Source organism: Brevibacterium sp. CCUG 69071 (assembly GCF_021023135.1).
Classification (GTDB): domain Bacteria; phylum Actinomycetota; class Actinomycetes; order Actinomycetales; family Brevibacteriaceae; genus Brevibacterium.
This window is the reverse complement of record NZ_PGFV01000005.1, coordinates 73,088-97,586: the sequence shown is the minus strand read 5'-3', so window position 1 is coordinate 97,586 and position 24,499 is coordinate 73,088. Positions and strand designations below refer to the sequence as shown.

General features: G+C 66.1%; 21 protein-coding genes and 1 tRNA gene. 19 read left to right on the top strand and 3 right to left on the bottom strand.

Going from position 1 to position 24,499, the window contains the following annotated elements; translation table 11 throughout:
• Both CV023_RS14410 and CV023_RS14405 read right to left on the bottom strand, forming a co-directional pair.
• The gene (locus CV023_RS14410; protein ID WP_230746846.1) at positions 1-1,221 is read right to left on the bottom strand and encodes a serine hydrolase domain-containing protein; all 1,221 of its coding nucleotides are present in this window, start codon (positions 1,219-1,221) and stop codon (positions 1-3) included.
• 110 nt (positions 1,222-1,331) lie between these two features.
• Positions 1,332-3,041, bottom strand: coding sequence for a biotin carboxylase (locus CV023_RS14405; RefSeq protein ID WP_230746844.1), 1,710 nt, complete (start codon positions 3,039-3,041; stop codon positions 1,332-1,334).
• A gap of 193 nt (positions 3,042-3,234) precedes the next feature.
• Here CV023_RS14405 and CV023_RS14400 point away from each other — a divergent pair, with 193 nt between their 5' ends.
• The 17 genes from CV023_RS14400 (at position 3,235) to CV023_RS14320 (ending at position 18,867) form a co-directional block, all read left to right on the top strand.
• Positions 3,235-3,684, top strand: a complete 450-nt coding sequence (locus CV023_RS14400) for an FAS1-like dehydratase domain-containing protein (protein WP_230746843.1) — start codon at positions 3,235-3,237, stop codon at positions 3,682-3,684.
• Positions 3,681-4,124, top strand: a complete 444-nt coding sequence (locus tag CV023_RS14395; protein ID WP_230746841.1) for a MaoC/PaaZ C-terminal domain-containing protein — start codon at positions 3,681-3,683, stop codon at positions 4,122-4,124. Before CV023_RS14400 ends, CV023_RS14395 begins: the two co-directional genes overlap by 4 nt.
• Positions 4,121-5,203, top strand: coding sequence for a UDP-N-acetylmuramate dehydrogenase (locus tag CV023_RS14390; protein WP_230746839.1), 1,083 nt, complete (start codon positions 4,121-4,123; stop codon positions 5,201-5,203). The genes CV023_RS14395 and CV023_RS14390 overlap by 4 nt, the downstream gene beginning before the upstream one ends.
• Before the next feature lie 33 nt (positions 5,204-5,236).
• On the top strand, positions 5,237-6,910 hold the full coding sequence (locus tag CV023_RS14385; protein WP_230746837.1) for a metallophosphoesterase family protein: 1,674 nt from the start codon (positions 5,237-5,239) through the stop codon (positions 6,908-6,910).
• An 80-nt stretch (positions 6,911-6,990) separates the two neighbouring features.
• Positions 6,991-7,063, top strand: a tRNA-Trp gene (locus CV023_RS14380).
• Between the two features lie 99 nt (positions 7,064-7,162).
• Positions 7,163-7,441, top strand: a complete 279-nt coding sequence (secE, locus tag CV023_RS14375; protein WP_230746836.1) for a preprotein translocase subunit SecE — start codon at positions 7,163-7,165, stop codon at positions 7,439-7,441.
• A 65-nt stretch (positions 7,442-7,506) separates the two neighbouring features.
• Positions 7,507-8,415: a transcription termination/antitermination protein NusG gene (nusG, locus tag CV023_RS14370; protein ID WP_230746834.1), complete on the top strand. Its 909-nt coding sequence runs from the start codon at positions 7,507-7,509 to the stop codon at positions 8,413-8,415.
• Between the two features lie 275 nt (positions 8,416-8,690).
• Entirely contained in the window at positions 8,691-9,128 is a 438-nt protein-coding gene (gene rplK, locus CV023_RS14365; protein ID WP_230746832.1) for a 50S ribosomal protein L11, read from the top strand.
• 64 nt (positions 9,129-9,192) lie between these two features.
• Positions 9,193-9,888, top strand: a complete 696-nt coding sequence (gene rplA, locus CV023_RS14360) for a 50S ribosomal protein L1 (RefSeq protein WP_230746830.1) — start codon at positions 9,193-9,195, stop codon at positions 9,886-9,888.
• Positions 9,889-10,031: 143 nt separating this feature from the next.
• A complete protein-coding gene (locus tag CV023_RS14355; protein WP_230746829.1) occupies positions 10,032-11,330 on the top strand; it encodes a helix-turn-helix domain-containing protein in 1,299 nt (432 codons plus the stop codon).
• Positions 11,331-11,443: 113 nt separating this feature from the next.
• A complete protein-coding gene (gene exaC / locus CV023_RS14350) occupies positions 11,444-12,967 on the top strand; it encodes an acetaldehyde dehydrogenase ExaC (protein WP_230746820.1) in 1,524 nt (507 codons plus the stop codon).
• Positions 12,968-13,106: 139 nt separating this feature from the next.
• A complete protein-coding gene (gene adhP / locus CV023_RS14345) occupies positions 13,107-14,126 on the top strand; it encodes an alcohol dehydrogenase AdhP (RefSeq protein ID WP_230747240.1) in 1,020 nt (339 codons plus the stop codon).
• 362 nt (positions 14,127-14,488) lie between these two features.
• On the top strand, positions 14,489-15,022 hold the full coding sequence (rplJ, locus tag CV023_RS14340; protein WP_230747235.1) for a 50S ribosomal protein L10: 534 nt from the start codon (positions 14,489-14,491) through the stop codon (positions 15,020-15,022).
• A gap of 57 nt (positions 15,023-15,079) precedes the next feature.
• Complete coding sequence (rplL, locus tag CV023_RS14335; protein ID WP_230746818.1) at positions 15,080-15,466, top strand: 50S ribosomal protein L7/L12; 387 nt, start codon at positions 15,080-15,082, stop codon at positions 15,464-15,466.
• A gap of 160 nt (positions 15,467-15,626) precedes the next feature.
• Positions 15,627-16,883: a hypothetical protein gene (locus CV023_RS14330; protein WP_230746817.1), complete on the top strand. Its 1,257-nt coding sequence runs from the start codon at positions 15,627-15,629 to the stop codon at positions 16,881-16,883.
• Complete coding sequence (locus CV023_RS14325; RefSeq protein WP_230746815.1) at positions 16,880-17,662, top strand: hypothetical protein; 783 nt, start codon at positions 16,880-16,882, stop codon at positions 17,660-17,662. The genes CV023_RS14330 and CV023_RS14325 overlap by 4 nt, the downstream gene beginning before the upstream one ends.
• Positions 17,659-18,867: a hypothetical protein gene (locus CV023_RS14320; protein WP_230746813.1), complete on the top strand. Its 1,209-nt coding sequence runs from the start codon at positions 17,659-17,661 to the stop codon at positions 18,865-18,867. Before CV023_RS14325 ends, CV023_RS14320 begins: the two co-directional genes overlap by 4 nt.
• On the opposite strand, the gene CV023_RS14315 is transcribed toward CV023_RS14320, so the two are convergent.
• Positions 18,854-19,651 (bottom strand): MBL fold metallo-hydrolase, encoded by a 798-nt coding sequence (locus CV023_RS14315; protein WP_230746811.1) that lies wholly within the window; start codon positions 19,649-19,651, stop codon positions 18,854-18,856. The genes CV023_RS14320 and CV023_RS14315 overlap by 14 nt on opposite strands.
• 77 nt (positions 19,652-19,728) lie before the next feature.
• Between CV023_RS14315 and CV023_RS14310 the strand changes: the two genes are divergently transcribed.
• Positions 19,729-20,811: a GNAT family N-acetyltransferase gene (locus tag CV023_RS14310; protein ID WP_230746809.1), complete on the top strand. Its 1,083-nt coding sequence runs from the start codon at positions 19,729-19,731 to the stop codon at positions 20,809-20,811.
• 196 nt (positions 20,812-21,007) lie between these two features.
• The gene (gene rpoB, locus CV023_RS14305) at positions 21,008-24,487 is read left to right on the top strand and encodes a DNA-directed RNA polymerase subunit beta (RefSeq protein WP_230746807.1); all 3,480 of its coding nucleotides are present in this window, start codon (positions 21,008-21,010) and stop codon (positions 24,485-24,487) included.
• Positions 24,488-24,499 lie beyond the last annotated feature (12 nt).

Below are 24,499 nucleotides of genomic sequence, written 5' to 3'. Positions count from 1 at the left end.
TCAGTCCGGCAGGGGCGAGGCGACGGCCTTGGCCACCGCGTCGAAGGCCCGGATGGTGGGGAACAGCTTCGTCGCGTCCTGGGGCAGGCCCCAGCTCGAGAGCTTGACGCCGACGACGTTTGCGCCGGGGTTGATGTAGATCATCTGGCCGTGGATGCCCAGGGCCAGGAAGGCGTGCGAATCGGGGTAGGGGAACCAGAACTGGTTGCGGTACATCCCCCCGGGCATCCGATTGTCGCCGGGGCCGTCGGCGAAGGCCTGCCGGGTGTCCGCGTCGCCGGTGAGCGTGTCACCGATCCACGAGGTCGGCGCCACCTGCTCGCCGGTCAGGGACACTCCGCGGTTCGCATAGAGGCAGCCGAACCGGGCGAGGTCCCGCAGGGTCGTATTGATCCCTCCGTCGAACATTCCCACACCGTACTGATCGGTGGCGATGAGGGCATCGCGTTCGGCGCCGATGCGCGACCACAGCAGACGCGACATCAGCGTCTGCATGCTCTCGCCGGCGACCTTCTCGCACACCCAGCCGAGGACGTCGGTCTCACACGAGCGGTACTCGAAGGGCCCGCCGTGCTCGGACTTCGCCTCAAGAGTGGTGAGGAAGTCATACATGCCGATGCCCGGGGTCTCCCGCTTCGCCTCGGACCAGCCGATCGACTCCTCGATCTGCCTGACCTCGGACTGCGGGTCGAGGTAGTTCTCGGAGAACCTGATGCCCGAGCGCATGTCGAGGATGTGGCGCACGCTCGCCCCGGCATAGCCGGAGGAGGCGAGCTCGGGAACGTAGTCGGTGATCGGGCGAGCAGGATCGAGATCCCCGGCGCCGACGAGGTTGCCGGCGACGGTGCCGATGAGCGACTTGCTCACCGACATCAGCAGGTGCTCGGTCTCCGGTCCCATCGTGCCGAAGTACTCCTCGGTGAGCACGGTGGAGTTGTGGAGGACCATCCAGGCATCGGTGTCGCTGTCCTCGATGACGCTGCGCACGGTGCGCGCCGCGGAGAACTCGGTGGCCGGGATCTCGACGGCACCGAGGTCCTGCAGGTCGGCGGGGAGTTCGGCGATCGGGCCCGAGCCGCGTGAGATCGGCGTCGTCGGCAGCACCTGATCGACGTGCTGGAAGGACCAGCGGACGTGGTCGGGTTCCTGCCAGTTGTCCCGGTCGACCCCTGCGGCGGGGTCGACGACGGGCACGGTCTCCTCGGGTGACGTCTCAGCCACGCTTCACCTCTAGCTCTCTCATCGCTGCCTCGAAACTCCTCAGGCGGCCGGCTCCGGCCGCGCAGTCCGTGACGAGAGTATCACCGGGCGCCGCGGCGCCCGCCGTTCGGTCAGTCACCTTTGGCGCCGGGCCCGCCCAGGGCGGGGGAGGGGTCCTCGGCCGCGACCGGGACGCCGGAGTACATGGCGCGTATCGAATCGATGAAGTGCTTGGCGCGGATGCTCAGGGCGTTCGAGCCGCCCGCCTTCGTCTGCAGCGGGTTCTTCGTCACCAGCACGCCGAGGTCGGCTCCCTTCCAGCGATACTCCCCGGCACCGTAGATGCGCAGGAAGAACACCTCGCTGCCGTTCTGCAGGGGATGCCAGTCGAGGGCCGCCCGCTTGTACGTCAGGGTGCCGTACTGGTCGAGGAAGTACTGTCCGGTCAGCGGGGAGTGGGTGATGTACTCGGTGATGTCGGCGGTCTCCTTGATGACCATCTGCGACCACTCGTCGGCTCCCGAGAGCTCCTCCCACCGTTCGTTGATCTCGTCGACGTCGAGATCGAATTCGACGTCGAGGTACTCGAGCAGATGGAACAGGAACAGCGGCACGTCGGCATAGGCTCCGGCCGTGACGTTCGTGATCGCCGAGGCGCCCGAGATCCGCGGATTGAGCTCGCCGAGCCAGACATCGTCGGTGTCGAGATCGACGAGCACATCGACCTCGAAGAAGCCGCGATACCCGCGCTTGCGCAGACCTTCGCCCATCTTGCGCACGAGGTCCCTGGCGCGGGTTCGCTGATCGGCGGTGAGCACATCCGGGGTCATCTCATTGCCGCACCAGCCGCCCTTGTACGGAGTCAGCTCGGTGAACCCGGCCAGCTCGGTGAGGAAGGGGCCGACGACGACGCCGCTCGAGGTGATCACGGCCTCCACAGCCACCGGTGTGTTGTTGATCCGCTTCATGATCTTCAGCTGTTCGCCGATGATGTCGTCCTTGTACTTCTCCCAATCGGCGGCCGAGGAGATGAAGAACGTGGTCTTCCCGGAATCGCCGTAGGGGGTCTGCACGACCAGATCGGTGCCCAGGTCCGCCTCGGCGGCCCCCGCATTCAGGGCCTCATAGGTATCGGCCGTGGTCAGGACGTTGGGCACGGAGAAGGCACCGGCCTCATTGCCGAGCTTCGTCGTCTCGATCTTCGAGTCGAGCTGATTGCGCAGAGCCGCCGAGGGCAGGATGAGATCGTAGCCGAGCTCACGGCAGATCCGTTCGGTCTCCTCGTCGAAGAAGACCATCGCCACCTGCACCCGCTCGCCGTGCGGGACGTTGCGGGTCATGTGCGCCCGGACCTCGGCGTTGAGCAGCAGCCAGTTGTTGATCGCCTCACCGGACTCGAACTCGACGAAGGGCTTGTAGCGCGGGGAGAAGACGCGCGGGTGTCCGCCGTCCCAGCCGTCGTAGTAGGTGATGTAGGAGAAGTTGCGCACCCAGCGGTCGAGGCCGAGCAGATTGAAGGGGGTCGCCCCGATGAAGTAGATCGGGGTCTGATTGGTGCGGAAGAAGTGTCGGACCTCCGAGATGTTGCGCAGGGGTCGTCGGATCTGGACCCGGTCGGCCTCCTCGCCGGCGTAGGCGGCATCGGTGCCGACGGCGACCTCGGCTTCGGCCGGATCGATCGGCTCGCTCGGTGCTGCGGCACCCGTCGCCGAGGCGGTCGCGGCCTTCGGAGGAGGCGTTCCCGGAGAGTCGGGGGACGGAACCGCCACACCGTCCTTGACCCGGGGTCGGTCGTTCGTCTTCTGCGACGTGGCGGTCGTGTTCGAAGATTCACTCGTCATCGCTCACTCCTTCGTACAATGTGATGTGGACAACATATAACAGTTCTAGTGCGCTGTGGCCGATAGTGAAGCAATTCCATGAACCGGAAGCGAACTCCCGGTGGCCCGCACCCGCCGCCGCTCGGATTCCGCCGAGGCGAAGCAGGCGGCTAGGCTGGGAGTACGCAGTCCCCACCGTCGGAAAGAGAGCACTATGCCGGTGAATACCGAGAAACAGGGAGCGAGCTACTCCCTGCCCAGGCCCTATGAGGTGTCCCGGGAGGCGATCGCGGAATTCGCGCTCGCCACCGGAGCCGAGGCCGACTACCACTTCGACGCCGAGGCGGCGACCTCCCTGGGCTACCGCGATGTCGTGGCCCCGACCACCTTCGCCGTGATCATCGCGCAGAAGTCGGAGGCCGCCTACATCTCCGATCCGGACTCGGGCATCGACTTCTCGAAGGTCGTCCACGGTTCCGAGCAGTTCTCCTTCACCCGCCCCATCGTCGCCGGCGACAGCCTCGAGGCCACCACCCATGTCGACGGAGTCCGCGCCGCCGGCAGCAACGCCATGATCACCACCCGCACCGAGATCACCGATGTCGCAGCCCAGCCCGTGGTCACCGTGACCTCGACGATCGTCGTGAGAGGAGACGGAGAATGAGCACCATCGACTTCTCCCAGCTGACCATCGGCGACACCGTCGTCGAAGCCGAGATCCCCCTGTCCCGAGCCTCCCTGGTCGACTATGCGGCCGCCTCGGGCGATCACAACCCGATCCACTGGAGCGAGCGCTTCGCCACCGAGGTCGGACTCGAGGGAGTCATCGCCCACGGCATGCTCTCGATGGCCGTGGTCATCGCCCCGATCGTCGAATGGCTCGGCGATCCCGGTTCGGTCGTCGACTACCGCACCCGCTTCTCCGCCCCGGTGCTCGTCCCCGATGCCGAATCCGGGACTCCGGCGACCCCGACCGCCTCGCTTGCGCTGAGTGCCACCGTCGGCGCCGTCGACGCGGCCTTGGGCACAGCGCGCATCGACGTCACCGTCAAGTCCGGCGAGACCGACGTGCTCAGCCGCACCCAGGTGCGGGTCTCCCGGTGACCTCGACCCACCTGTCCGAATTCACCACCTTCCACCTCGGCGGTCCGGCCCCGGATCTCAGGGTGGCGCGGGACCGCGCGGAGCTGCTCGAGTTCTGCCGTGAGCACTCCCTGGAGCTGCAGACCCAGGGCGGTCACGATGTGCTCTTCATCGGCGGCGGCTCGAACCTGCTCATTGCCGATGAGGGCTTCTCCGGTCCCGTCTGCGTGGTGGCGACCACGGGTGTGGGTGTCACGGAGGTCTCGGAGTCGACGAGCGAAGTCACCGCCGAGGCGGGGGAGAGCTGGGACGAGTTCGTCTCCCTCACCCTCGAGCGCGGACTCTCCGGACTCGAGGCGCTGTCCGGGATCCCCGGCTCGGTCGGGGCGACCCCGATTCAGAACGTCGGAGCCTACGGCACCGAGGTCGGCGAGCTCATCACCTCCGTCGAGGTCTTCGATCGGATCGCCGGTCAGATCCGTCATCTCAGCGCGGTCGAACTCGAATTCGGCTACCGCACTTCGGCGCTCAAACGTGCCGCACAGGCGGCCGGGACACCGCAGTTCGTCGTGCTCTCGGTGACCTTCGCGCTCCAGCGCAGCTCCGAGTCGCTGCCCGTCCGCTACGCCCAGCTGGCCTCGGCGCTCGACGTGGAGATCGGTCAGCGCGTCGCCGCCGAGCGCGTGCGCAGCAGCGTCGTCGCCCTCCGCCGGTCCAAAGGCATGGTCCTCGACCCGGCGGATCACGACTCCTGGTCGGCCGGATCGTTCTTCACCAATCCGATCGTCGACGACCCGGATGCGCTGCCGTCCGAAGCGCCCCGCTTCCCCGTCACGGACCCGCTCAGCGGGGCCGAGATTCCGGGGCGGACGAAGACCTCGGCGGCCTGGCTGATCGAACACGCCGGTTTCGCCAAGGGCTTCGGCGTGGGCGCCGGGCGGGCCCGGCTCTCGAGCAAGCACACCCTGGCGCTGACGAACCGCGGTGAGGCGAGCACGGACGATGTGCTCGAGCTCGCGCGCACGGTCGTGGCAGGTGTCGAGGAGTCCTTCGGCATCGTCCTCGAGCCCGAACCGACCTTCGTCGGCTGCCGGCTCTGAATCTTCCCTGGATTTCTTCCCTAGACTGGGGGAGTGTCACCGCGCCGCCGAACCTCCACCCTGCTCATCACCCTCGCCGTGGTCGCTCTGGCGACCCTGCCGTGGTCGCTCTTCACCGCCCGCGCCGATCTCACTTTCGGCCCGCATGAGGCGCAGTATCGTCTCACCGCGGACTCCCGGCTGACCGTCGACTTCGGGCCTCTGGGGCGCCTTCTCGTCCCCGCCGAGGACTACATCCCCCTCGGCCTGGGGCTGCGAGTCGACATCGGCGAGATTCCGGTCTCCGGGGTCTCCGCGGACGAGGGCCGGACCTCGGCATCCCAGCGGCGGGACGCCGACGGCGGACTCGGCGATGGGAGATCGGCCGCCGAGGCGGTGCCCGGGGGAGGTGCCGTCGATGCCCTCGGCGGCGACATCGCCTCCTACGCCTCGCTGTTCTCCGCCCCGCAGGCTCAGGTCGACCAGGTCGTCGAGGGGCTGAGCAGGGAGATCCTCTCCCGTTGGGCACTGGCCGTCTGCCTCATCACCGGAATCCTCGTCGGCGTGGCCGTGGTGCTCGGACCCACCCGCCTGGACGGGGTCATGCGCGCCTTCGTCGGCAAGGAGCTCATCGGCATCGGCCTCGTCACCGTGCTCGTCCTCGCGGGCCTGGGCACCGCCGTGCTCAGACGCCCGGAGCCCCTTGTCGCCGATCCCGCCTTCGACGGGACTCCGCTGGCCGGTTCCCAGGTCACGGGCCGCCTCGGCGGGATCATCGACACCGCGTTCACCGCGGTCAAGGACTTCTCCGACGACAACGACGCCTTCTACGATCAGGTGCTCGCCAACCTCCGCGCGCAATGGAACCAGCGACCCCTGACGGGCAACTGGAGCGACCGAGGCCTCGTGCCCCCGGCGGGAGTCGGCACGGACGGTGACACCGGGGCAGGCGAGGGCGTGAGCACCTTCGTGTTCGGCTCGGACATCCACTGCAACATCGGCATGGCCCGGGTGGTCGGGGCCGTGGCGGGCATGAGCGGAGCCGACGCCTACATCGACGGCGGCGATATCACCATGACCGGAACCTCGGCGGAGAACTACTGCCTCGACGTCCTCGATGACGAACTGCCCGATGGCCTGCCGCGGATGATGGTCAAAGGCAACCACGACTCGACCGAGACGAGCGGACATGCGAAGAGCCGCGGCTGGAAGGTGCTCGAGGATTCGACCGCGGAGATGGCCGGAGTGACCTTCTTCGGCGGCCCCGACCCCAGACGCACCGTCTTCGGCTCCGGAGCTCAGCTCGAGACCGATCTCACGGCCGACCAGTACGCGCAGAAGCTTCGCACCGAGGCCTGCGAGACCGAGTTCGACATCATGCTCATCCACGATGCGAAGGTCGGCGCCCCGGCGCTGCGCTCGGGCTGTGCGCAGTACGCTCTGAGCGGACACTGGCACCGGCGGGTCGGACCGGAAACCTTCGGCAGCGGAGTCCGCTATCTCAGCTCCACCACCGGCGGGGCGCTGGCGAACGCGCTGACCCCGGGCCCGCTGAAGATGAACGCGGAACTCTCGATCCTCCGCGTCGACAATGCCACGAAGCGCCCCATCGACGTGCAGATCATCACGGTCACACCCGATGAGGTCGTGACCATCGAACCCTGGGTCCGATTCCCGACTCCGCTGCCGCTCGCGGCCCAGCCGCCGAGCACGCCCGACGAGGACTGAGACGCCCCCGGAGACCCGGTTCGACGAACGGCGGTCGGAGACGGTATGCTCGTTTCTCGTGGTCGGAGAAGTCCGGCTGAAGGGGTGTGGCGCAATTGGTAGCGCAACGGTCTCCAAAACCGTAGGTTGCAGGTTCGAGTCCTGTCACCCCTGCGCAGTTGACATCTGCCGTCGTCGTCTCGGCGAGATGCCGTCCTCGACAGGCATGAAACAATTGTGAAGTCCCCAATGAAACCGACCGAGTGAGGATGTGTGAGCGACACACCGGCAAAGAAGACTGGCAGCGCACCCAGCAGTGCCACCGGTCGAAAGAAGCTCGGGTTCTTCGGACGAATCCTCCAGTTCTTCCGCGAAGTCGTGGCCGAACTCAAGAAGGTCGTCACCCCGACACGCAAGCAGCTGGTCAACTACACCTTGGTGGTCCTGGGATTCATCCTCTTCATGATGCTCCTGGTCACGGTCCTCGACCTCGTCTTCGGCAAGCTCGTCGGGTTCGTCTTCGGCGGGACACCGCTGTGGCCATTGTGGTGACACACACAGCTCAGACTTTTCACTCCCATCCGGGAATCACTACACCAGAAGCGAGGATTTGATCGGTGTCGGATACCAGTTCACCCGAGCAGGAGACCCCTGAGACTCAGGACGCGACCGTCGACGAATCGATCGACGCACCGGCGGCCGACGCCGAGGCTGTCGTGACCGAGGATGTCGTCGAGACCGACGAGGTCGCCCAGACCGCAGATGTCGCGGACTCCGCCGAGGGCGAAGCCGCCGAAGCCACCGCGGACGAGGTCCCTGCCGCCGAATCACCCGCCGACGCGGACGAGACTGCCGCCGATGATGTCGAGGGCGAAGCCGCCGAGGCTCCGGCCGAAGACGATGCCGTGGATCCGGCCGAGGAGTTCAAATCCGAACTGCGCATGCAGGAGGGTGACTGGTACGTCATCCACTCCTACGCAGGGTATGAGAACCGCGTCAAGCAGAACCTCGAGAACCGCACCGTCAGCCTCAACCTCGAGGACTTCATCTTCGAGTCCCAGGTTCCGATGGAAGACGTCGTCGAGATCAAGAACGGCCAGCGCAAGCAGGTCCGCCGCGTCCGCATCCCCGGCTACGTGCTCGTCCGCATGGAGCTGACCGATGAGTCCTGGGGCGCCGTGCGCCACACCCCGGGCGTGACCGGCTTCGTCGGCAACGCCTACGATCCGACCCCGCTGTCGATCGACGAGGTGTTCACGATGCTCGCCCCGATCTTCGAAGAGCGTCAGGCTGAGGCCGCCGCAGCCGAAGGTCCGGCCGCCGAGGCGGCTGCGAAGTCCGCCCCGATCACCGAGGTGGAGTTCGAGGTCGGTGAGTCCGTGCTCGTCAAGGAGGGCTCCTTCGAGGGTCACCCCGCGACCATCCAGGAGATCCGTCCGGAATCGCAGAAGCTCACCGTGCTGCTGTCGATCTTCGAGCGCGATGTCCCCGTCGAACTCGGCTTCGACCAGGTCTCCAAACTCTGACCACAGATGCGTAACCGAGAAGGGCCCGGATTCGTCCGGGCCCTTCTCGCGTCTCGGGGGTACGAGCCGGGACCTCGAACTGTGGCCTCGAGCCGTGGGTCCGAGCCGGGATTCCAGTGGTCGGAGCCGCCGTGATCCCACTCACGGGCATTTGCTCCGGGGTGAGTGCGCATGGAATACTGGTGTGGTTTGATCGCGGCTCTTATCGGAGGCCGCGATCGGACGATGCGCCGTATTCGTCTGGCGCATCGAAACTTCAAGATTAAGGACCGTACATGCCTCCCAAGAAAAAGGTAGCCGGCCTCGTCAAGCTCCAGATTCAGGCAGGTGCCGCCAACCCGGCGCCTCCGATCGGTCCGGCGCTTGCCCAGCACGGCGTCAACATCATGGAATTCTGCAAGGCCTACAACGCCGCCACGGAATCCCAGCGCGGGAACGTCGTTCCCGTCGAGATCACTGTGTTCGAAGATCGTTCGTTCACTTTCGTGCTCAAGACCCCGCCGGCCGCAGAACTGATCAAGAAGGTTGCCGGAGTGAAGTCGGGTTCGGCCACTCCGCACACCGTCAAGGTCGCTCACCTCAGCGCCGATCAGGTGCGTGAGATCGCCAGCACGAAGATGCCCGATCTCAACGCAAACACCCTGGAACAGGCCGACCGCATCGTGGCCGGAACCGCTCGTTCCATGGGCATCACCACCGACGTCGAGGTCTGAGACCCCACAACCCACAGTGGCAGGGCCCACGCAGCCCACACCACGACTGCAAGGAGAGAAGCAGATGGCAAAGCGTTCAAAGGCCTATGAGGCCGCGGTCGAGAAGATCGCCGCAGATGTGAAGTACGAACCGGCTCAGGCGATCGTCCTGGCCAAGGAGACCACGGTGGCGAAGTACGACGCCACCGTCGAGGTCGCCCTCCGCCTCGGGGTCGATCCCCGCAAGGCAGACCAGATGGTGCGCGGCACCGTCAACCTTCCGCACGGTACCGGCAAGACCGCCCGGGTCCTGGTGTTCGCCGCCGGCGACCGTGCAGAGGCAGCCCGCGAAGCAGGTGCTGACTTCGTCGGCTCCGATGACCTGCTGGAGAAGGTGGCCGACGGCTTCACCGACTTCGACGCCGCGGTTGCCACCCCGGACATGATGGGCAAGGTCGGCCGTCTCGGTAAGGTGCTGGGTCCCCGCGGCCTGATGCCGAACCCGAAGACCGGCACCGTGACCATGGATGTCGCCAAGGCCGTGACCGACATCAAGGGCGGAAAGATCGAATTCCGCGTCGACAAGCACTCGAACCTGCACTTCATCATCGGTAAGGTCTCCTTCACCGAGGCTGCTCTGCAGGAGAACTTCGATGCCGCGATCGAGGAGATCCTCCGCCTCAAGCCGTCCTCCTCGAAGGGCCGCTACATCACGAAGGCGACCGTGTCGACCTCGAACGGTCCCGGTGTGCCGATCGACAACTCGACTCTGCGAGTCTGATCGACCGATCCGGACATAGAGTTCGCCTGAGAAGGGGCGGGAAGTGAGCTGATCACTTCCCGCCCCTTCTTGTCTGCGGCCTTGCCCGGCTCGGGCTTCGAGGATAGATTGTGACCACTGAGACAACCCTCTGACTCCCGCCGATGGAGGTGGATCGCCCCGCCATGCAATCGATGCCGCTGCTCGAAGACGAGTACCAGCGCATGGTCCGCCGGGCCCATGAACGCCTGCAGAGTCTCAGCTCCCACGACACCGACCCGTCTGCGCCGGGCGTGCGCCCCTCCGTCCTCGAATCCTGGACCCGCTCCCTCGACCGCCTGCGGGATCCTGCCGGGGTGCAGACCCGGGTGGCCTATGAGGCCGAGCAGCTCGCCGAGGTGAGACGGCGTCACCCCTTCCACTCGATCATGCCTTTGCTGCGTTCCCACCTCATCGAGCCCGCGAACGATGCGGGCCTGCTCGTGGCGCTCGGTGACGAACAGGGACGACTGCTGTGGGTCGAAGGCGAACGGTCGGTGCGCAATCGGGCCGAATCGATGGGATTCGTGCCCGGAGCCGACTGGTCGGAGGATGTGATGGGCACCTCGGCGCCCGGTCTGGCCCTGCGGTCGGGCAGCGCCGTGCAGATCAGTCAGGCCGAGCACTTCGCCCCCGAGGTGCACTCCTGGAGCTGCAGCGCCGTGCCCGTCAAACACCCGCTGACCGGACAGGTCCTCGGCATCATCGATGTCACCGGGGGAGACGACGCCGTGTCCTCGATCGTCCTGCCGCTGCTGACCTCGACGGCCAAGGTCGCCGGCGCCGGACTCTCCGAGCTCTACACCCCGAACTCCGGCGAGCTCTCACGTCCCGGCGAAGGACCGGACGCCTACCTCACGGTCACCGGGACTGCTCCGCAGCTGCGCGGCCCCGACGGCACGTCGTTGACACTGACCAGACGCCACGCGGAGATCCTGCTCCTCCTCCACCGCAGCCCGGAGGGCATCAGCGGCGGGGGACTGGTCGAGCAGCTGTGGCCGGTCGGCGGCAGCGAAGTCACGGTCCGCGCCGAGATCACACGTCTGCGCCGGGCCATCGACCACCTCGGCGATCTGCGGGTCGACGCCCGCCCCTACCGGCTGCGCGGCGGCTTCGGCTCTGATGTCGAACGGATCCACCAAGCGCTGGCGCAGCGGGATGTGGAGACCGCGCTCGATCGGTACCGGGGGCGGGTGCTGCCGGAGTCCGATGCGCCGGGCGTCCGGGAGATCAGCGATGAGCTCGATGCGCTGATGCGCGAGACTCTGCTCCAGGACGGAACCTGGCAGCAGCTGTGGCGCTATGCCGGACTGCCCCAGTTCCGCAGCGATGACGAAGTGCTCATGGCCGTGCTGCGCCTCGCCCCGCCCGAGGCCCCCGAACGCAATGCGGCGCTCGTCCGCCTCGAAGCCCTCGGACTCTGAGCCTCGCGCCGCCGGCCGAGGATGTGATGCAACGCACGTGCAACGTTGCCCTCTGTAGCGTCTGAAGCACACGGAGAACATCCGGTGGAAGCAGACGCATCAAAGGAGTTGCAATGACTGTTTATGCACAGCCCGGCCAGGACGGCTCGCTTGTGACCTTCAAGTCTCGGTACGAGAACTTCATCGGCGGACAGTGGGTTCCGCCGGTCAAGGGCAACTATTTCGAGAACCCCACCCCGATCACCGGCAAGACCTTCACCGAGGTTCCCGCGAGCACCGCCGAGGACATCGAGGTCGCCCTCGATGCCGCGCACAAGGCGGCACCTGCCTGGGGCAAGACCTCACCGGCCGAGCGTGCGGTGATCCTGAACAAGATCGCCGACCGCATCGAGGAGAACCTCGAGACCCTCGCTGTCGCCGAGACCTGGGACAACGGCAAGGCGGTGCGTGAGACACTCAACGCCGATCTGCCCCTGGCCGTCGATCACTTCCGGTACTTCGCCTCGGCGATCCGAGCCCAGGAAGGCGGACTGTCCCAGATCGACGAGGACACCGTCGCCTACCACTTCCACGAACCGCTCGGCGTGGTCGGGCAGATCATCCCCTGGAACTTCCCGATCCTCATGGGCGTGTGGAAGATCGCCCCGGCGCTGGCCGCAGGCAACGCGATCGTCCTCAAGCCCGCCGAGCAGACCCCGGCCTCGATCCTCGTCCTCGCCGAACTCATCGCCGACCTGCTGCCCGACGGCGTGCTCAACATCGTCAACGGCTTCGGCCTCGAGGCCGGCAAGCCGCTGGCCTCGAACAAGCGCATCCGCAAGATCGCGTTCACCGGCGAGACCACCACGGGCCGTCTGATCATGCAGTACGCCTCGCAGAACATCATTCCGGTGACCTTGGAGCTCGGCGGCAAGTCGCCGAACATCTTCTTCGAGGACGTGCTCTCCAACGACGACGCATTCTGGGACAAGGCGCAGGAGGGCTTCACGATGTTCGCCCTCAACCAGGGTGAGGTCTGCACCTGTCCGTCGCGGGCCCTCGTTCAGGAATCCATCGCCGATCCCTTCCTCGACGCGGTCGTCGCTCGGACGAAGAAGATCGTCCAGGGCAACCCGCTCGACACCGACACCATGATGGGCGCCCAGGCCTCGAACGATCAGCTCGAGAAGATCCTGTCCTACCTCGACATCGGCAAGCAGGAGGGCGCCGAGGTGCTCACCGGCGGTGCCCGGGCCGACCTCGGCGGGGACCTGTCCGGGGGCTACTATGTCCAGCCGACGATCTTCAAGGGCAGCAACAGCATGCGGATCTTCCAGGAGGAGATCTTCGGACCCGTCGTCTCGGTGGCCACCTTCAGCGACTACGACAATGCGGTCGCCACGGCCAACGACACTCTCTACGGCCTCGGCGCCGGTGTCTGGTCCCGCAACGGCAACACCGCGTATCGGGCCGGTCGCGACATCCAGGCCGGTCGCGTGTGGGTGAATAACTACCATGCCTACCCGGCACACGCCGCGTTCGGCGGCTACAAGGCCTCGGGCATCGGACGTGAGAACCACCTGATGATGCTCGACCACTACCAGCAGACGAAGAACCTGCTGGTCAGCTACGCGGAGGGCAAGCAGGGCTTCTTCTGATCCCGCCCCCACTGCTACCTGACGGCGGCGCAGCAACCTCGCGCCACGTAGCTGGGCCGCCGTCGGGTGCTTCGGCCACAATCTCAAACCCCGCAATGCATGAAATCCACCTCGCCACATCACCACAAAGGAGTCAATGATGTCAGGAATGAAAGCAGCGGTCGTCGAGGAATTCGGCAAAGACCTCACGGTCGGTCAGAACGCCATCCCGGAGCCGGGCCCCGGCCAGGCACTCGTCAAACTCATCGCCTCGGGCGTATGCCACACCGACCTCCACGCCGCTCACGGCGACTGGCCGGTCAAACCGAAGGTCCCCCTCATCCCCGGTCACGAAGGTGTGGGGACCGTGGAGAAGGTCGGCCCCGGAGTCACCGACGTCGAGGTCGGGCAGACCATCGGCAACGCCTGGCTGTGGAGCGCCTGCGGAACCTGCGAACACTGCCGACAGGGCTGGGAGACGCTGTGCGAGTCCCAGGTCAACGGCGGCTACGGGATCGACGGCTCCTTCGGCGAATACATGCTCGTGGACACGAAGTTCGCCGCGATCATCCCCGAAGGCGCCGACCCCTATGAGATCGCCCCCGTCCTGTGTGCGGGTGTGACCGTCTACAAAGGCCTCAAGCGCACCGAGGTCAAACCCGGACAGTGGGTCGTCATCTCCGGAATCGGCGGGCTCGGGCACATCGCGGTGCAGTATGCGGTGGCCATGGGCATGCGCGTCATCGCCGTCGATGTTGCCGATGACAAGCTCGCCCTGGCCAAGAAGCACGGCGCGGAGATCACCGTCAACGCCTTCGCCGAGGACCCGGCGGAGATCATCCAGGAGAAGGTCGGCGGCAGCCACGGCGTGCTCGTCACCGCGGTCCACCCCGCGGCCTTCGGCCAGGCGATCGGAATGACCCGCCGAGGCGGCACCATCGTCTTCAACGGTCTGCCCCCGGGCGACTTCCCGGCCCCGATCTTCGACATCGTCCTCAAGGGTCTGACGATCCGCGGGTCGATCGTCGGCACCCGCCAGGACATGGTCGAGGCGCTCGAGTTCTATGCCGCGGGCAAGATCCACCCGACGTTCTCGAAGCGTCCGCTCGAGGACATCAACGGCATCTTCGACGAGATGCTCCACGGCAAGATCGACGGCCGCGTGGTCATCGAATACTGACCCCACTGCTACCCGACGGCGGCCCAGATCCCTTGCGCAAGGTATCTGGGCCGCCGTCAGGTAGTTGGGGGAGGGGACGTGACCAGGCTCTCGGTGCGTATTCCGAGGGCGAGTGGACGGGATCGCTGCCGATTGGTTAGACTGAAGACACCCAAGACCGTCGGTCTCTGTGGATCCATCGAAATTCGCCATCGAATCTCGATGCCCGCAGACGAAGACTCGCAAGCGAGTGACCCACGCAGGTGAGCACGAGATACTTCCGGAAGGTTCGCATGAACCGAACGGTGAAGCGTTTCACGCCTTCCTGCGTGGAGCGCTTTTTTGGTGTCGGGGCAGACCGTGCGACTTATGAAAGGAATACCATGGCGAGGCCAGACAAGGCAGCCGCAGTAGAGGAGATCAAACAGCAGTTTGAGAACTCCGATGCTGTGTTGCTGACCGAGTACCGCGGTCTCACCGTTGCGCAGATGAAAGAACTGCGCGTCTCTCTCGGTGAGAACGTCAGCTACGCCGTGGTAAAGAATACGCTGACCAAGATTGCAGCCAAGGAAGCCGGAGTCGCCGGTCTCGATGAGCACCTCAGTGGGCCCACCGCGATCGCGTTCGTCAACGGCGAACCCCCGGAGGCTGCCAAGGTTCTGCGTAACTTTGCCAAGGCGAACTCCCAGCTCGTGGTGAAGGGCGGCTACTTCGATGGAGCAGCCCTGACCGCCGAGCAGGTCAACCAGCTCGCCGACCTCGAATCCCGCGAAGTGCTGCTTGCAAAGGCAGCCGGTGCCATGAAGGCAAGCCTCCACCAGGCTGCCTACCTGTTCACCGCTCCGCTGGTCAAGGCCGCGCGCACTGTCGATGCCCTCCGCGAGAAGCAGGAATCCGCTCCTGCTTCGGACGACTGAGCATCACCCCATCAACCTGGTCACACCGTGTGACCCCCACAGGAAGGACTGGCCACCATGGCTAAGCTCACACCCGAAGAGCTCATCGAAGGCTTCAAAGAGCTCACCCTGATCGAACTCTCCGACTTCGTCAAGAAGTTCGAAGAGGAATTCGACGTCGAGGCTGCCGCTCCGGCCGCCGTCGCCGCCGCTCCCGCTGCCGGTGGCGGAGAAGCCGCTGCTGCTGAAGAGCAGACCGAATTCGACGTCATCCTCGAATCGGCCGGCGAGAAGAAGGTTCCCGTCATCAAGGAAGTTCGTGGGCTCACCTCCCTCGGACTCAAGGAAGCCAAGGACCTCGTCGACGGAGCCCCCAAGGCCGTCCTCGAAGGCGCTTCCAAGGAAGATGCCGAGAAGGCCAAGGAAACCCTCGAGGCTGCCGGCGCGACCGTCACCCTCAAGTGATTCCACAGGCAGCGGTCTGACTGCTGCCTGATCCCGAAGAACCCCACAGTGGACCACTGTGGGGTTCTTCGCGTTCGGGTCCTGCGCCGTAAGTGTGAGTGTTGCAGAACCGGAACCGGCGGCGTCGGCGGGATCAGCGCCGACGCAATATCCTTGAACAGTGACCGAGAAGACCACCGGGGCCTCCGCGCTCGAGACGCTGCGATCGCGCATCCGCGACGCCTGGGCCGATGGCCCGCTCTACATCGATGAGATCGTCGCTCCCGGTCTCACCGAAAACCAGAAGAGTGCGATCGAATCGGCCTCCGCACAGACCGCGAAGTCGGGCCTGCCCCATTACATCGCCATCGTCTCCGAGGTCCCGCCCCGAGCCGCCGAAGACTGGGCACGGTTCACCTCGGATCTGGCCTACAGCGTGCACGACGACGGGGATGCCGAACAGACGCTCATCCTGTTCTCGCAGGCCGTGGGAGGAGCGAACGCCCAGGCCTACCTCGTCGACGGCAACGGCCCAGCGATCCCACGGTCGTCCACGGCGCTGGCCCGCTCGGCCAGCGGCGACTTCCTCCCGGTCGAACTGGCTGTGCCCTACCAGCTGGCCATCCTCGTCGCGGCCGCACAGGGCGAGGAACCGCCCGCCCCGCCCGATTTCGACACCCGTGATGCGGGAGATCGCAACGAGGACTACATCTCCGCGACGGGGCTGAACATCGGCAACCCCGACGGACTCGTCTTCGGCGCCGCCGCCCTCGCAGCCCTCGGACTGAGCGCCTGGCTGCTGCGACGCCGGGAACAGTACTCCTGGCGGACGAGCCTGACGACCGAGCCCGAACTCGTCCGCAGCCGATCCCTGAAGGACCGTGTGGAGAAGGCCCTCGAGCCGCTGCCCGAACCCACAGACGCGAACGAGGAGAGGTGGAGTCTCTACGACCGGGGACGGCGAATCCAAGAGGCGCTCACCGCCCTCATCGACACCCATCCCGATTGGGCCGAGAGCCCCGACTTCACCCACCGCCACGGAGTCAATGCGCTCGTGCTCACCGATCGTTGGGTGCGCTCATGCCTGCGCTCACGATCCTCGTCTACGGCTCAGGCACCGCGCTTCTGCTTCCTCTTCCCCCACCACACGAAGGGAATCGAGCAGTTCGTCCTCCGCCAGCAGGGAACGAACCTCACCGTCGACCTGTGTGCGAACTGCCGGGGTGCGGTCGACGAAGGACACGAACCGGCACGGCTGATGGTGCCCAAACGGCCGGGCTCGCGCCGCCCGGTGCCCTACTACCTCCGCGACGACGTCTATGCGCATTCGGGCTTCGGCAGCTTCCAACCGCTCGAGGACGCGCTGCTGGCATCCCTGGGCTCCGCGAACTCTCTGGCGGGCTCCTCCAACGCCCTGGCATCGGGAGGTCCGCGATGACCAGATGGTGGAGATGGGCGCTGGCAGTCTTCGTCTTCGCCGCGGTGACCCTCGGGGCGACGATGTTCAGCGTCTCGAAGTTCGACGAGGCCAGGTCGGTGCGGATCGCCGCCGGGGACAGCGATGAGATCTCCGTCGACTCGATCTACGACGATCGCATCGACGGTCAGTACGACCCCGACTACGACCCGGCACGCTACCGTGCGATCGCTGCCTCCTTCGCGGCCGACCCGATCCACATCGACGGCTACCAGGCCTTCGACATCGACGACGCCGACCTCGCCGCCATCCGAGACGAGACCCGCGACCTCGAGGTGCCGATCTACGTCGCGTTCCTGTCCACCTCGGATCTCGACGATGCCGACGGCGAGGCCGATCTGCTCGCCGCCCGCATCGCCGTGGAGCTGCCCGATGACCGGGCCACGGTCCTCGTGATCGGCAACAGCACCGAGTCGGTGGGGGACAAAGGGGTCGTCCGTCGTCTCGAAGCGCGCCCGGAGACCGATATCGACGACAGTGCCTCGGCTCAGGCCCTCACCTACGTGCGCGCGCTCGAAGGCGCAGAGGTCGAGGACCCCGCGGACAGCTATTCGCGCACTCTCGACCGCGACGGCGAACCGATCGTCGTCAACGAGGAACGTGAAGACGATCCCCGGGCCCTGAGCTATCCGGCCGGCAGCGCGGTCGCCGGCGCGATCTTCGGCATCCTCGTCGGAGGCGGACTGGGCACCGGCGGAATCTTCGCCTGGCGGGCATGGACGAGGAAGAGACAGGCATGAGCATCGATGCACAGCAGGTCGCCGAGGCGCTGCACACCGACCCGTTCTACGTCGAAGAGTCCCTCGCGGGCACCCTCAACCCCGGCCTGCTGGAGAAGGCCGAGGCGAAGACGGGGGACATCGACTTCGCCGTCTACGTCATCGCCGTGGATGAGCAGACTGTCGACCGGGACCTCCTCGAGCAGATCAAGGTCTTCCACGGGGGAGAGGGCGCCTTCATCATGATCAACGGCCAGTCCGACCTGGCCGTCGACGAGCATTTCGAGGACCAGCACGAGCTGCACATGCAGGTGATGCACCAGCTCACCGTCGCCCGACAGGACTGGAACGTCTCGACCCCGTCGACGACGAAGCTGAATACGCTCCTCGACCTCTATGCGGACCCGCAGGAGCGCACCGAGGACGAGGCGGTCACCGGGCAGCAGGCTCCCGGCAGCGAGGTGCAGACGGTCGACGGTTCGGGATCGTTCTCGAGCCTGTTCCTCGGCGGTGCCGTGCTCGTGCTCGCCCTCGTCATCGCCGGGATCTGGCTCGCTCGGGCCAGGCGTTCGCGGGCGGCGGCGACGCGCACGCAGCAGCAGTTCCGTCTTCCCTCCCGGATGCTCGAGAGGGTCGATTCCCTGCAGCGGAGGTCCCTGCGGGAGACCATCAGCTCCGAGACCCTCGAACTGGCCGAAGAGATCGAGACGCTGCAGACCAGCAGCCTCGAGCCCGCCGATGCCGAGAGGGTCGAGCGCGGACTCGACGCCTATCAGGCGGCCCGGGCCATCGTCGACGACGAGGACTCCGAGCGCATCGACCTGGCCGGAGCGATGGTGCTCCTGCGCCAGGCAGGACGGGAGATCGCCGAGGTGAAGCTGCATCGCTCCGGCCAGCGCGGTTCCCGTGCGGCCCGGGCCGAGGCGAAGCGCACCGGAGGCGCCCCGCAGAGCCTGTGCACGATCAACCCGCTGCACGGCGAAGCGCAGACGAGCGCGCGAGTGAGCACGGCCGCGACAGGATCTGCCGAGGGCAGAAGCGTGCGCGTACCGGTCTGCTCGACCTGCCTGGACGATCTCGACGCAGGACGGGAACCGCAGTGGATCTACGACGGCGACCGCCCCTATGCGGAGGTGCCCGGCATCTGGTCGCACACGCTCTTCGGCGCCATCGGCGGCGACCTCGTGACCGAGCTGCACCGGCAGCGCGGCATCACACCACCCTGATCTCCCGGGGAACCCGACGATCATGCTCACCGGGCAGGGCACGTGAGGGCAGGGCCACCTCGGCGTCGGACTGCTTCTCCCGCAGACCTTCGACATCGGCGAGCTGACGCTCGACGAAGCTGCGGTCGACGGGCCGTCCGTGCCCGGGGACGAAGATCTCCGCCTCCGGGAAGTCGAGCAGCGCGCGCAGGCTGTTCGCCCACTCACTCAGCGAGGCGTCGGCTCCGGCCTGCGGGGGAGCGCCCTCTTCGACGAGATCGCCGGCGAAGACGATTCCCGCCCGGGGGAGTCGGACGATGAGGTCGGCCGTCGAATGTCCGCCGAGGACATGGAACTCCACCGGGCAGTCCCCGAGGTCGAGGGTGCCGTGCTCGCCGGGCGAACCGTCGACGGGGGAGACGGCGACGACGAGCTCCATGGGGTCGAGGGGCAGCTGCCCGAGGTAGTCGTCGGATTCCTCACCGCTGCGCACCGCATCGAGTGCGATCCAGGCGGTGGCCTCCTGGTCGGCGGCGAAGGAGGTGGAGGCGTGCACGGTCTCGGCCCCGGCGCGCACGAGTTCCGCAGTGCCGAAGAAATGATCCCAATGGTCGTGGGTGATGACCACGTCGACAGGCTGCGACCGCCCGTTGGATTCCTCTGCCAACTCCACCGCACGGTCCATGAGAGTCCGCGCGGCGAGAGGGCCGGGGCCGGAGTCCACGAGCAGGCTGCGCTGCCCGCCGGTGATGATGCCGGAGTTGACGCCGGCGGGATCGAAGCTGAGTACATGTACGCTGACCATCCTCGAAGTCTAGAATGTCTGCCAGAGGCTGTCGCGTGAGGACGGTCACCACGCACACGACGAGGACGGCACCGACAATGGAGATCACCCGGATCCGGGCGGGAGAGCTGAGCGAGCAGGCCGTGGACGGCATCCTCGCCGAGGTGCTCGACTTCGACACGCTCATCAACCGCGGTTCCGGACTCGGGGAGGATTTCGATCCGCTGCCCGCCGAAGTCCGCCGCCAGCTGTCCTCGGTCAACGACTATCTCACCCACACGACCTGGATCGGCCGCCTCGGCGGAATGATCGTGGCCAAAGGCCTCGCCTATCTGCCGCTGAGCGACAACATCGATGTCGCGGATCTGTGGTGCGCCGTCCATCCCGCCTATCGGCGGCAGGGGCTCGGCTCCCGGCTGCTGCAGGTGATGGAGAAGGAGATGCGAGCCGCCGGACGGACGCGGCTGTCGAGCTACTGCGAACTGCCGCCGACGGTCCGCGATGCCGCGCCGCAGGGCGCGCACATCGCGGCGGGGTCCGGGTTCGGCAGCCTGCCCAGCGCCCAACCAGATGTCGCCTTCCTGGCCGGCCGCGGATACTCGTTCCGACAGCTCGAACGCTGCTCGGTGGCGAGGGTCGGCGGCGAGGCCACGGGAGACGGGCCGGCCGGGGCGGACGAAGACCCAGCGGATCGCGAGGACGGCTATGTGATCGAGACCTGGCAGGGTCCGACGCCGGAGCACCGGCTCGAGCAGATCGCCGTCCTCCATCAGAAGATGTCGACGGACACTCCAGGTGCCGCCGAATTCGGCGACGAGGAGAAATGGGATGCGGCCCGGGTCCGGGTCCTCGACGCGGAACGGGCCGAGAAGCGCGAGATCGTGTCCACCGCACTCGCGCTCAGAGGAGAGGAGGCCGCGGGTTTCACCGAGGTCGCCCACTTCGCGGATCGGCCCGAGATCGGCTGGCAGGGATCGACCCTTGTGGCTCGAGAACATCGCGGGCACGGTCTCGGTGCCCGGCTCAAGATCGCCAATCACGCGCGCCTCGGCGCCGATTCGAGTGTGGAGCGCGTGTACACCTGGAACGCGGTGGAGAACACGTGGATGCTCGCGATCAACGATGCCGCGGGATTCGCCACCTGGGCGTGGGTCGGCCTGTGGAAGAAGAATCTTGCATGACTTGACCGGATGCTATAAGCTTGATATTTGCGTTGCTCTGCCTGTGGCGTGCCTTCATATAGCGGGGGGCAAGCCAATTCCACTCAAGTGAACCACGTTGTCGCCGAGTGTCGAAACCCGACACACCCACGGCTGGGAATGTGATGGCGAGTGGGCAGTCAACGTATCAAATGGTGAAGCACTCGGAAGGATCCCATTGGCCGCCGCCAACGACAACACCAGGACCGCTAACCCCCCACAGAGAATCTCCTTCGCGAAGATTCGCGAACCCCTCGAGGTTCCCGATCTGCTCGGTCTCCAGACCGACAGCTTCGACTGGCTCATCGGATCGGAAGCGTGGCAGGACCGCGTCGCCGAAGCCATCGAGGTCGGAGACGACTCTGTCGCCACCACCTCGGGACTCGAGGACATCTTCGAAGAGATCTCACCGATCGAAGACTTCGGTGGATCTATGTCGCTGTCGTTCCGGGAGCACCGGTTCGAGGCTCCCAAGTACTCGATCGACGAGTGCAAGGAACGCGATATGACCTACTCGGCGCCGCTCTACGTGACCGCCGAGTTCATGAACAACAACACCGGCGAGATCAAGAGCCAGACGGTGTTCATGGGTGACTTCCCGCTGATGACGGACAAGGGCACGTTCATCGTCAACGGCACCGAGCGCGTCGTCGTCTCCCAGCTGGTCCGGTCGCCCGGCGCCTACTTCGAATCCAGTGTCGACAAGACCACGGATAAGGACATCTTCACTGCGAAGATCATCCCCTCCCGCGGTGCCTGGCTGGAGTTCGAGGTCGACAAGCGCGACCAGGTCGGGGTCCGCCTCGACCGCAAGCGCAAGCAGTCCGTGACCGTCCTGCTCAAGGCCCTCGGCTGGACCGAATCGAAGATCCTCGAGGAGTTCGGCGAGTTCGAGTCGATCCGCGAGACCATGGCCAAGGACACGGTCAACACGCAGGACGAAGCGCTGCTCGACATCTACAAGAAGCTGCGCCCCGCCGAGCCCGCGACCGCCGAGGCGGCCCGCAACCTGCTCAACAACCTCTACTTCAACCCCAAGCGCTATGACCTGGCGAAGGTCGGCCGCTACAAGGTCAACCGCAAGCTGGGCGTCGACGCTCCGCTCTCGGACTCGGTGCTCGCCACCGACGACATCGTCGCGACCATCCGCTACCTCGTGTCCCTGCACGCAGGTGTGGACACCTCGAAGGGTGTGCGTGACGGCGAGGACATCGAGCTCAGCGTCAAGCTCGATGACATCGATCACTTCGGCAACCGCCGCATCCGTGCGGTCGGCGAGCTCATCGAGAACCAGGTCCGCACCGGTCTGTCCCGCATGGAGCGCGTCGTGCGTGAGCGCATGACGACCCAGGACGTCGAGGCGATCACCCCGCAGACCCTGATCAACATCCGCCCCGTGGTGGCGGCGATCAAGGAGTTCTTCGGCACCTCGCAGCTCTCGCAGTTCATGGATCAGAACAACCCGCTCGCGGGTCTGACCCACAAGCGTCGCCTCTCCGCTCTGGGACCGGGCGGTCTCTCCCGTGACCGTGCCGCCATGGAAGTCCGCGACGTCCACCCCTCGCACTACGGACGCATGTGCCCGATCGAGACCCCTGAGGGTCCGAACATCGGTCTCATCGGTTCGCTGGCCTCGTATGCGCGGATCAACCCGTTCGGCTTCATCGAGACGCCCTACCGCAAGGTCGTCGACGGTGTCGTCACCGACGACACCCAGTACCTCACCGCCGATGACGAGCTCGAGTTCAACATCGCGCAGGCCAACGCGCCGCTGACCGAAGAGCAGCGCTTCGCCGAGGTCGAGGTCCTCGCCCGTCCGAAGGGCGGCGGCGGCGAAGCCGAGCTGGTCCAGTACGACTCGATCGACTTCATGGACGTCTCCGCACGTCAGATGGTCTCGGTCGCCTCGGCGCTGATTCCGTTCCTCGAGCACGACGACGCCAACCGCGCCCTGATGGGTGCGAACATGCAGCGTCAGGCTGTGCCGCTGGTGATGTCCGAAGCTCCGGTCGTGGGCACCGGCATGGAATACCGTGCCGCCGTCGACGCCGGTGACGTCATCGTCGCCGAGAAGCCCGGTGTCATCACCGAGGTCTCGGCCGACTTCGTCACCGTCCTCGCCGACGACGGAACCCAGCAGACCTACCGGGCTGCGAAGTTCAAGCGTTCGAACCACGGCACCTCCTACAACCAGCGCATCCTCGTCGACGAAGGCGATCGCGTGGAGGTCGGTGCGGTTCTCGCCGACGGCCCCTCGACCGAGAACGGCGAGATGGCTCTGGGCAAGAACCTCCTCGTGGCGTTCATGTCCTGGGAAGGCTACAACTTCGAGGATGCGATCATCCTCTCCCAGCGACTCGTCCAGGACGACGTCCTGTCCTCGATCCACATCGAGGAGCACGAGGTCGATGCTCGCGACACCAAGCTCGGTGCCGAGGAGATCACTCGGGACATTCCGAACATCTCGCCCGACGCCCTGGCCGACCTCGACGATCGCGGCATCATCCGCATCGGCGCCGAGGTCACCGATGGCGACATCCTCGTCGGCAAGGTCACCCCGAAGGGTGAGACCGAGCTGACCCCGGAGGAGCGCCTGCTGCGGGCGATCTTCGGTGAGAAGTCCCGTGAGGTCCGCGACACCTCGCTGCGCGTGCCCCACGGCGAGATCGGCACCGTCATCGGCGTCCGCGTCTTCGACCGTGAGGAGGACGACGAGCTCTCGCCCGGCGTCAACCAGATGGTCCGCGTCTACGTGGCCCAGCGGCGCAAGATCACCATCGGCGACAAGATGGCCGGCCGTCACGGCAACAAGGGCGTCATCTCGACGATCCTGCCGGTCGAGGACATGCCGTTCCTCGCCGACGGAACCCCTGTCGACGTCATCCTCAACCCGCACGGTGTTCCCCGTCGTATGAACATCGGTCAGGTCTTCGAGATCCACCTCGGATGGATCTCGAAGCAGGGCTGGAAGATCGAAGGCAGCCCCGAATGGGCCGCCGAGCTGCCCGACGCCGCCCGTGAGGCGGGTGCCGGCACCAACCTCGCGACCCCGGTCTTCGACGGCGCGCACGAGCAGGAGCTGCGCGGACTGCTGGATTCGACCACCCCGAACCGCGATGGGGATCGTCTCATCGACTCCTCGGGCAAGGCCCAGCTGTTCGACGGTCGCTCCGGTGAGCCGTTCCCGTACCCGATCTCGGTCGGCTACATGTACATGCTCAAGCTCCACCACCTCGTCGACGACAAGATCCACGCGCGTTCGACCGGACCGTACTCGATGATCACCCAGCAGCCGCTCGGTGGTAAGGCGCAGTTCGGTGGTCAGCGCTTCGGTGAGATGGAAGTCTGGGCCCTCGAGGCCTACGGCGCTGCGTACACGCTGCAGGAGCTGCTGACGATCAAGTCCGATGACATTCCGGGCCGTGTCAAGGTCTACGAAGCCATCGTCAAGGGCGAGAACCTGCCCGATCCGGGAATCCCCGAATCGTTCAAGGTCCTCATCAAGGAGATGCAGTCCCTGTGCCTCAACGTCGAAGTTCTGTCTTCGGACGGCGACGAGGTCAACATGCGTGACTCGGAGGACGAAGTCTACCGAGCAGCTGAAGAGCTCGGCATCGACCTCTCCCGCCGCGAAGCCCAGACCGTAGAAGAAGTCTGAGGACTTCCACTT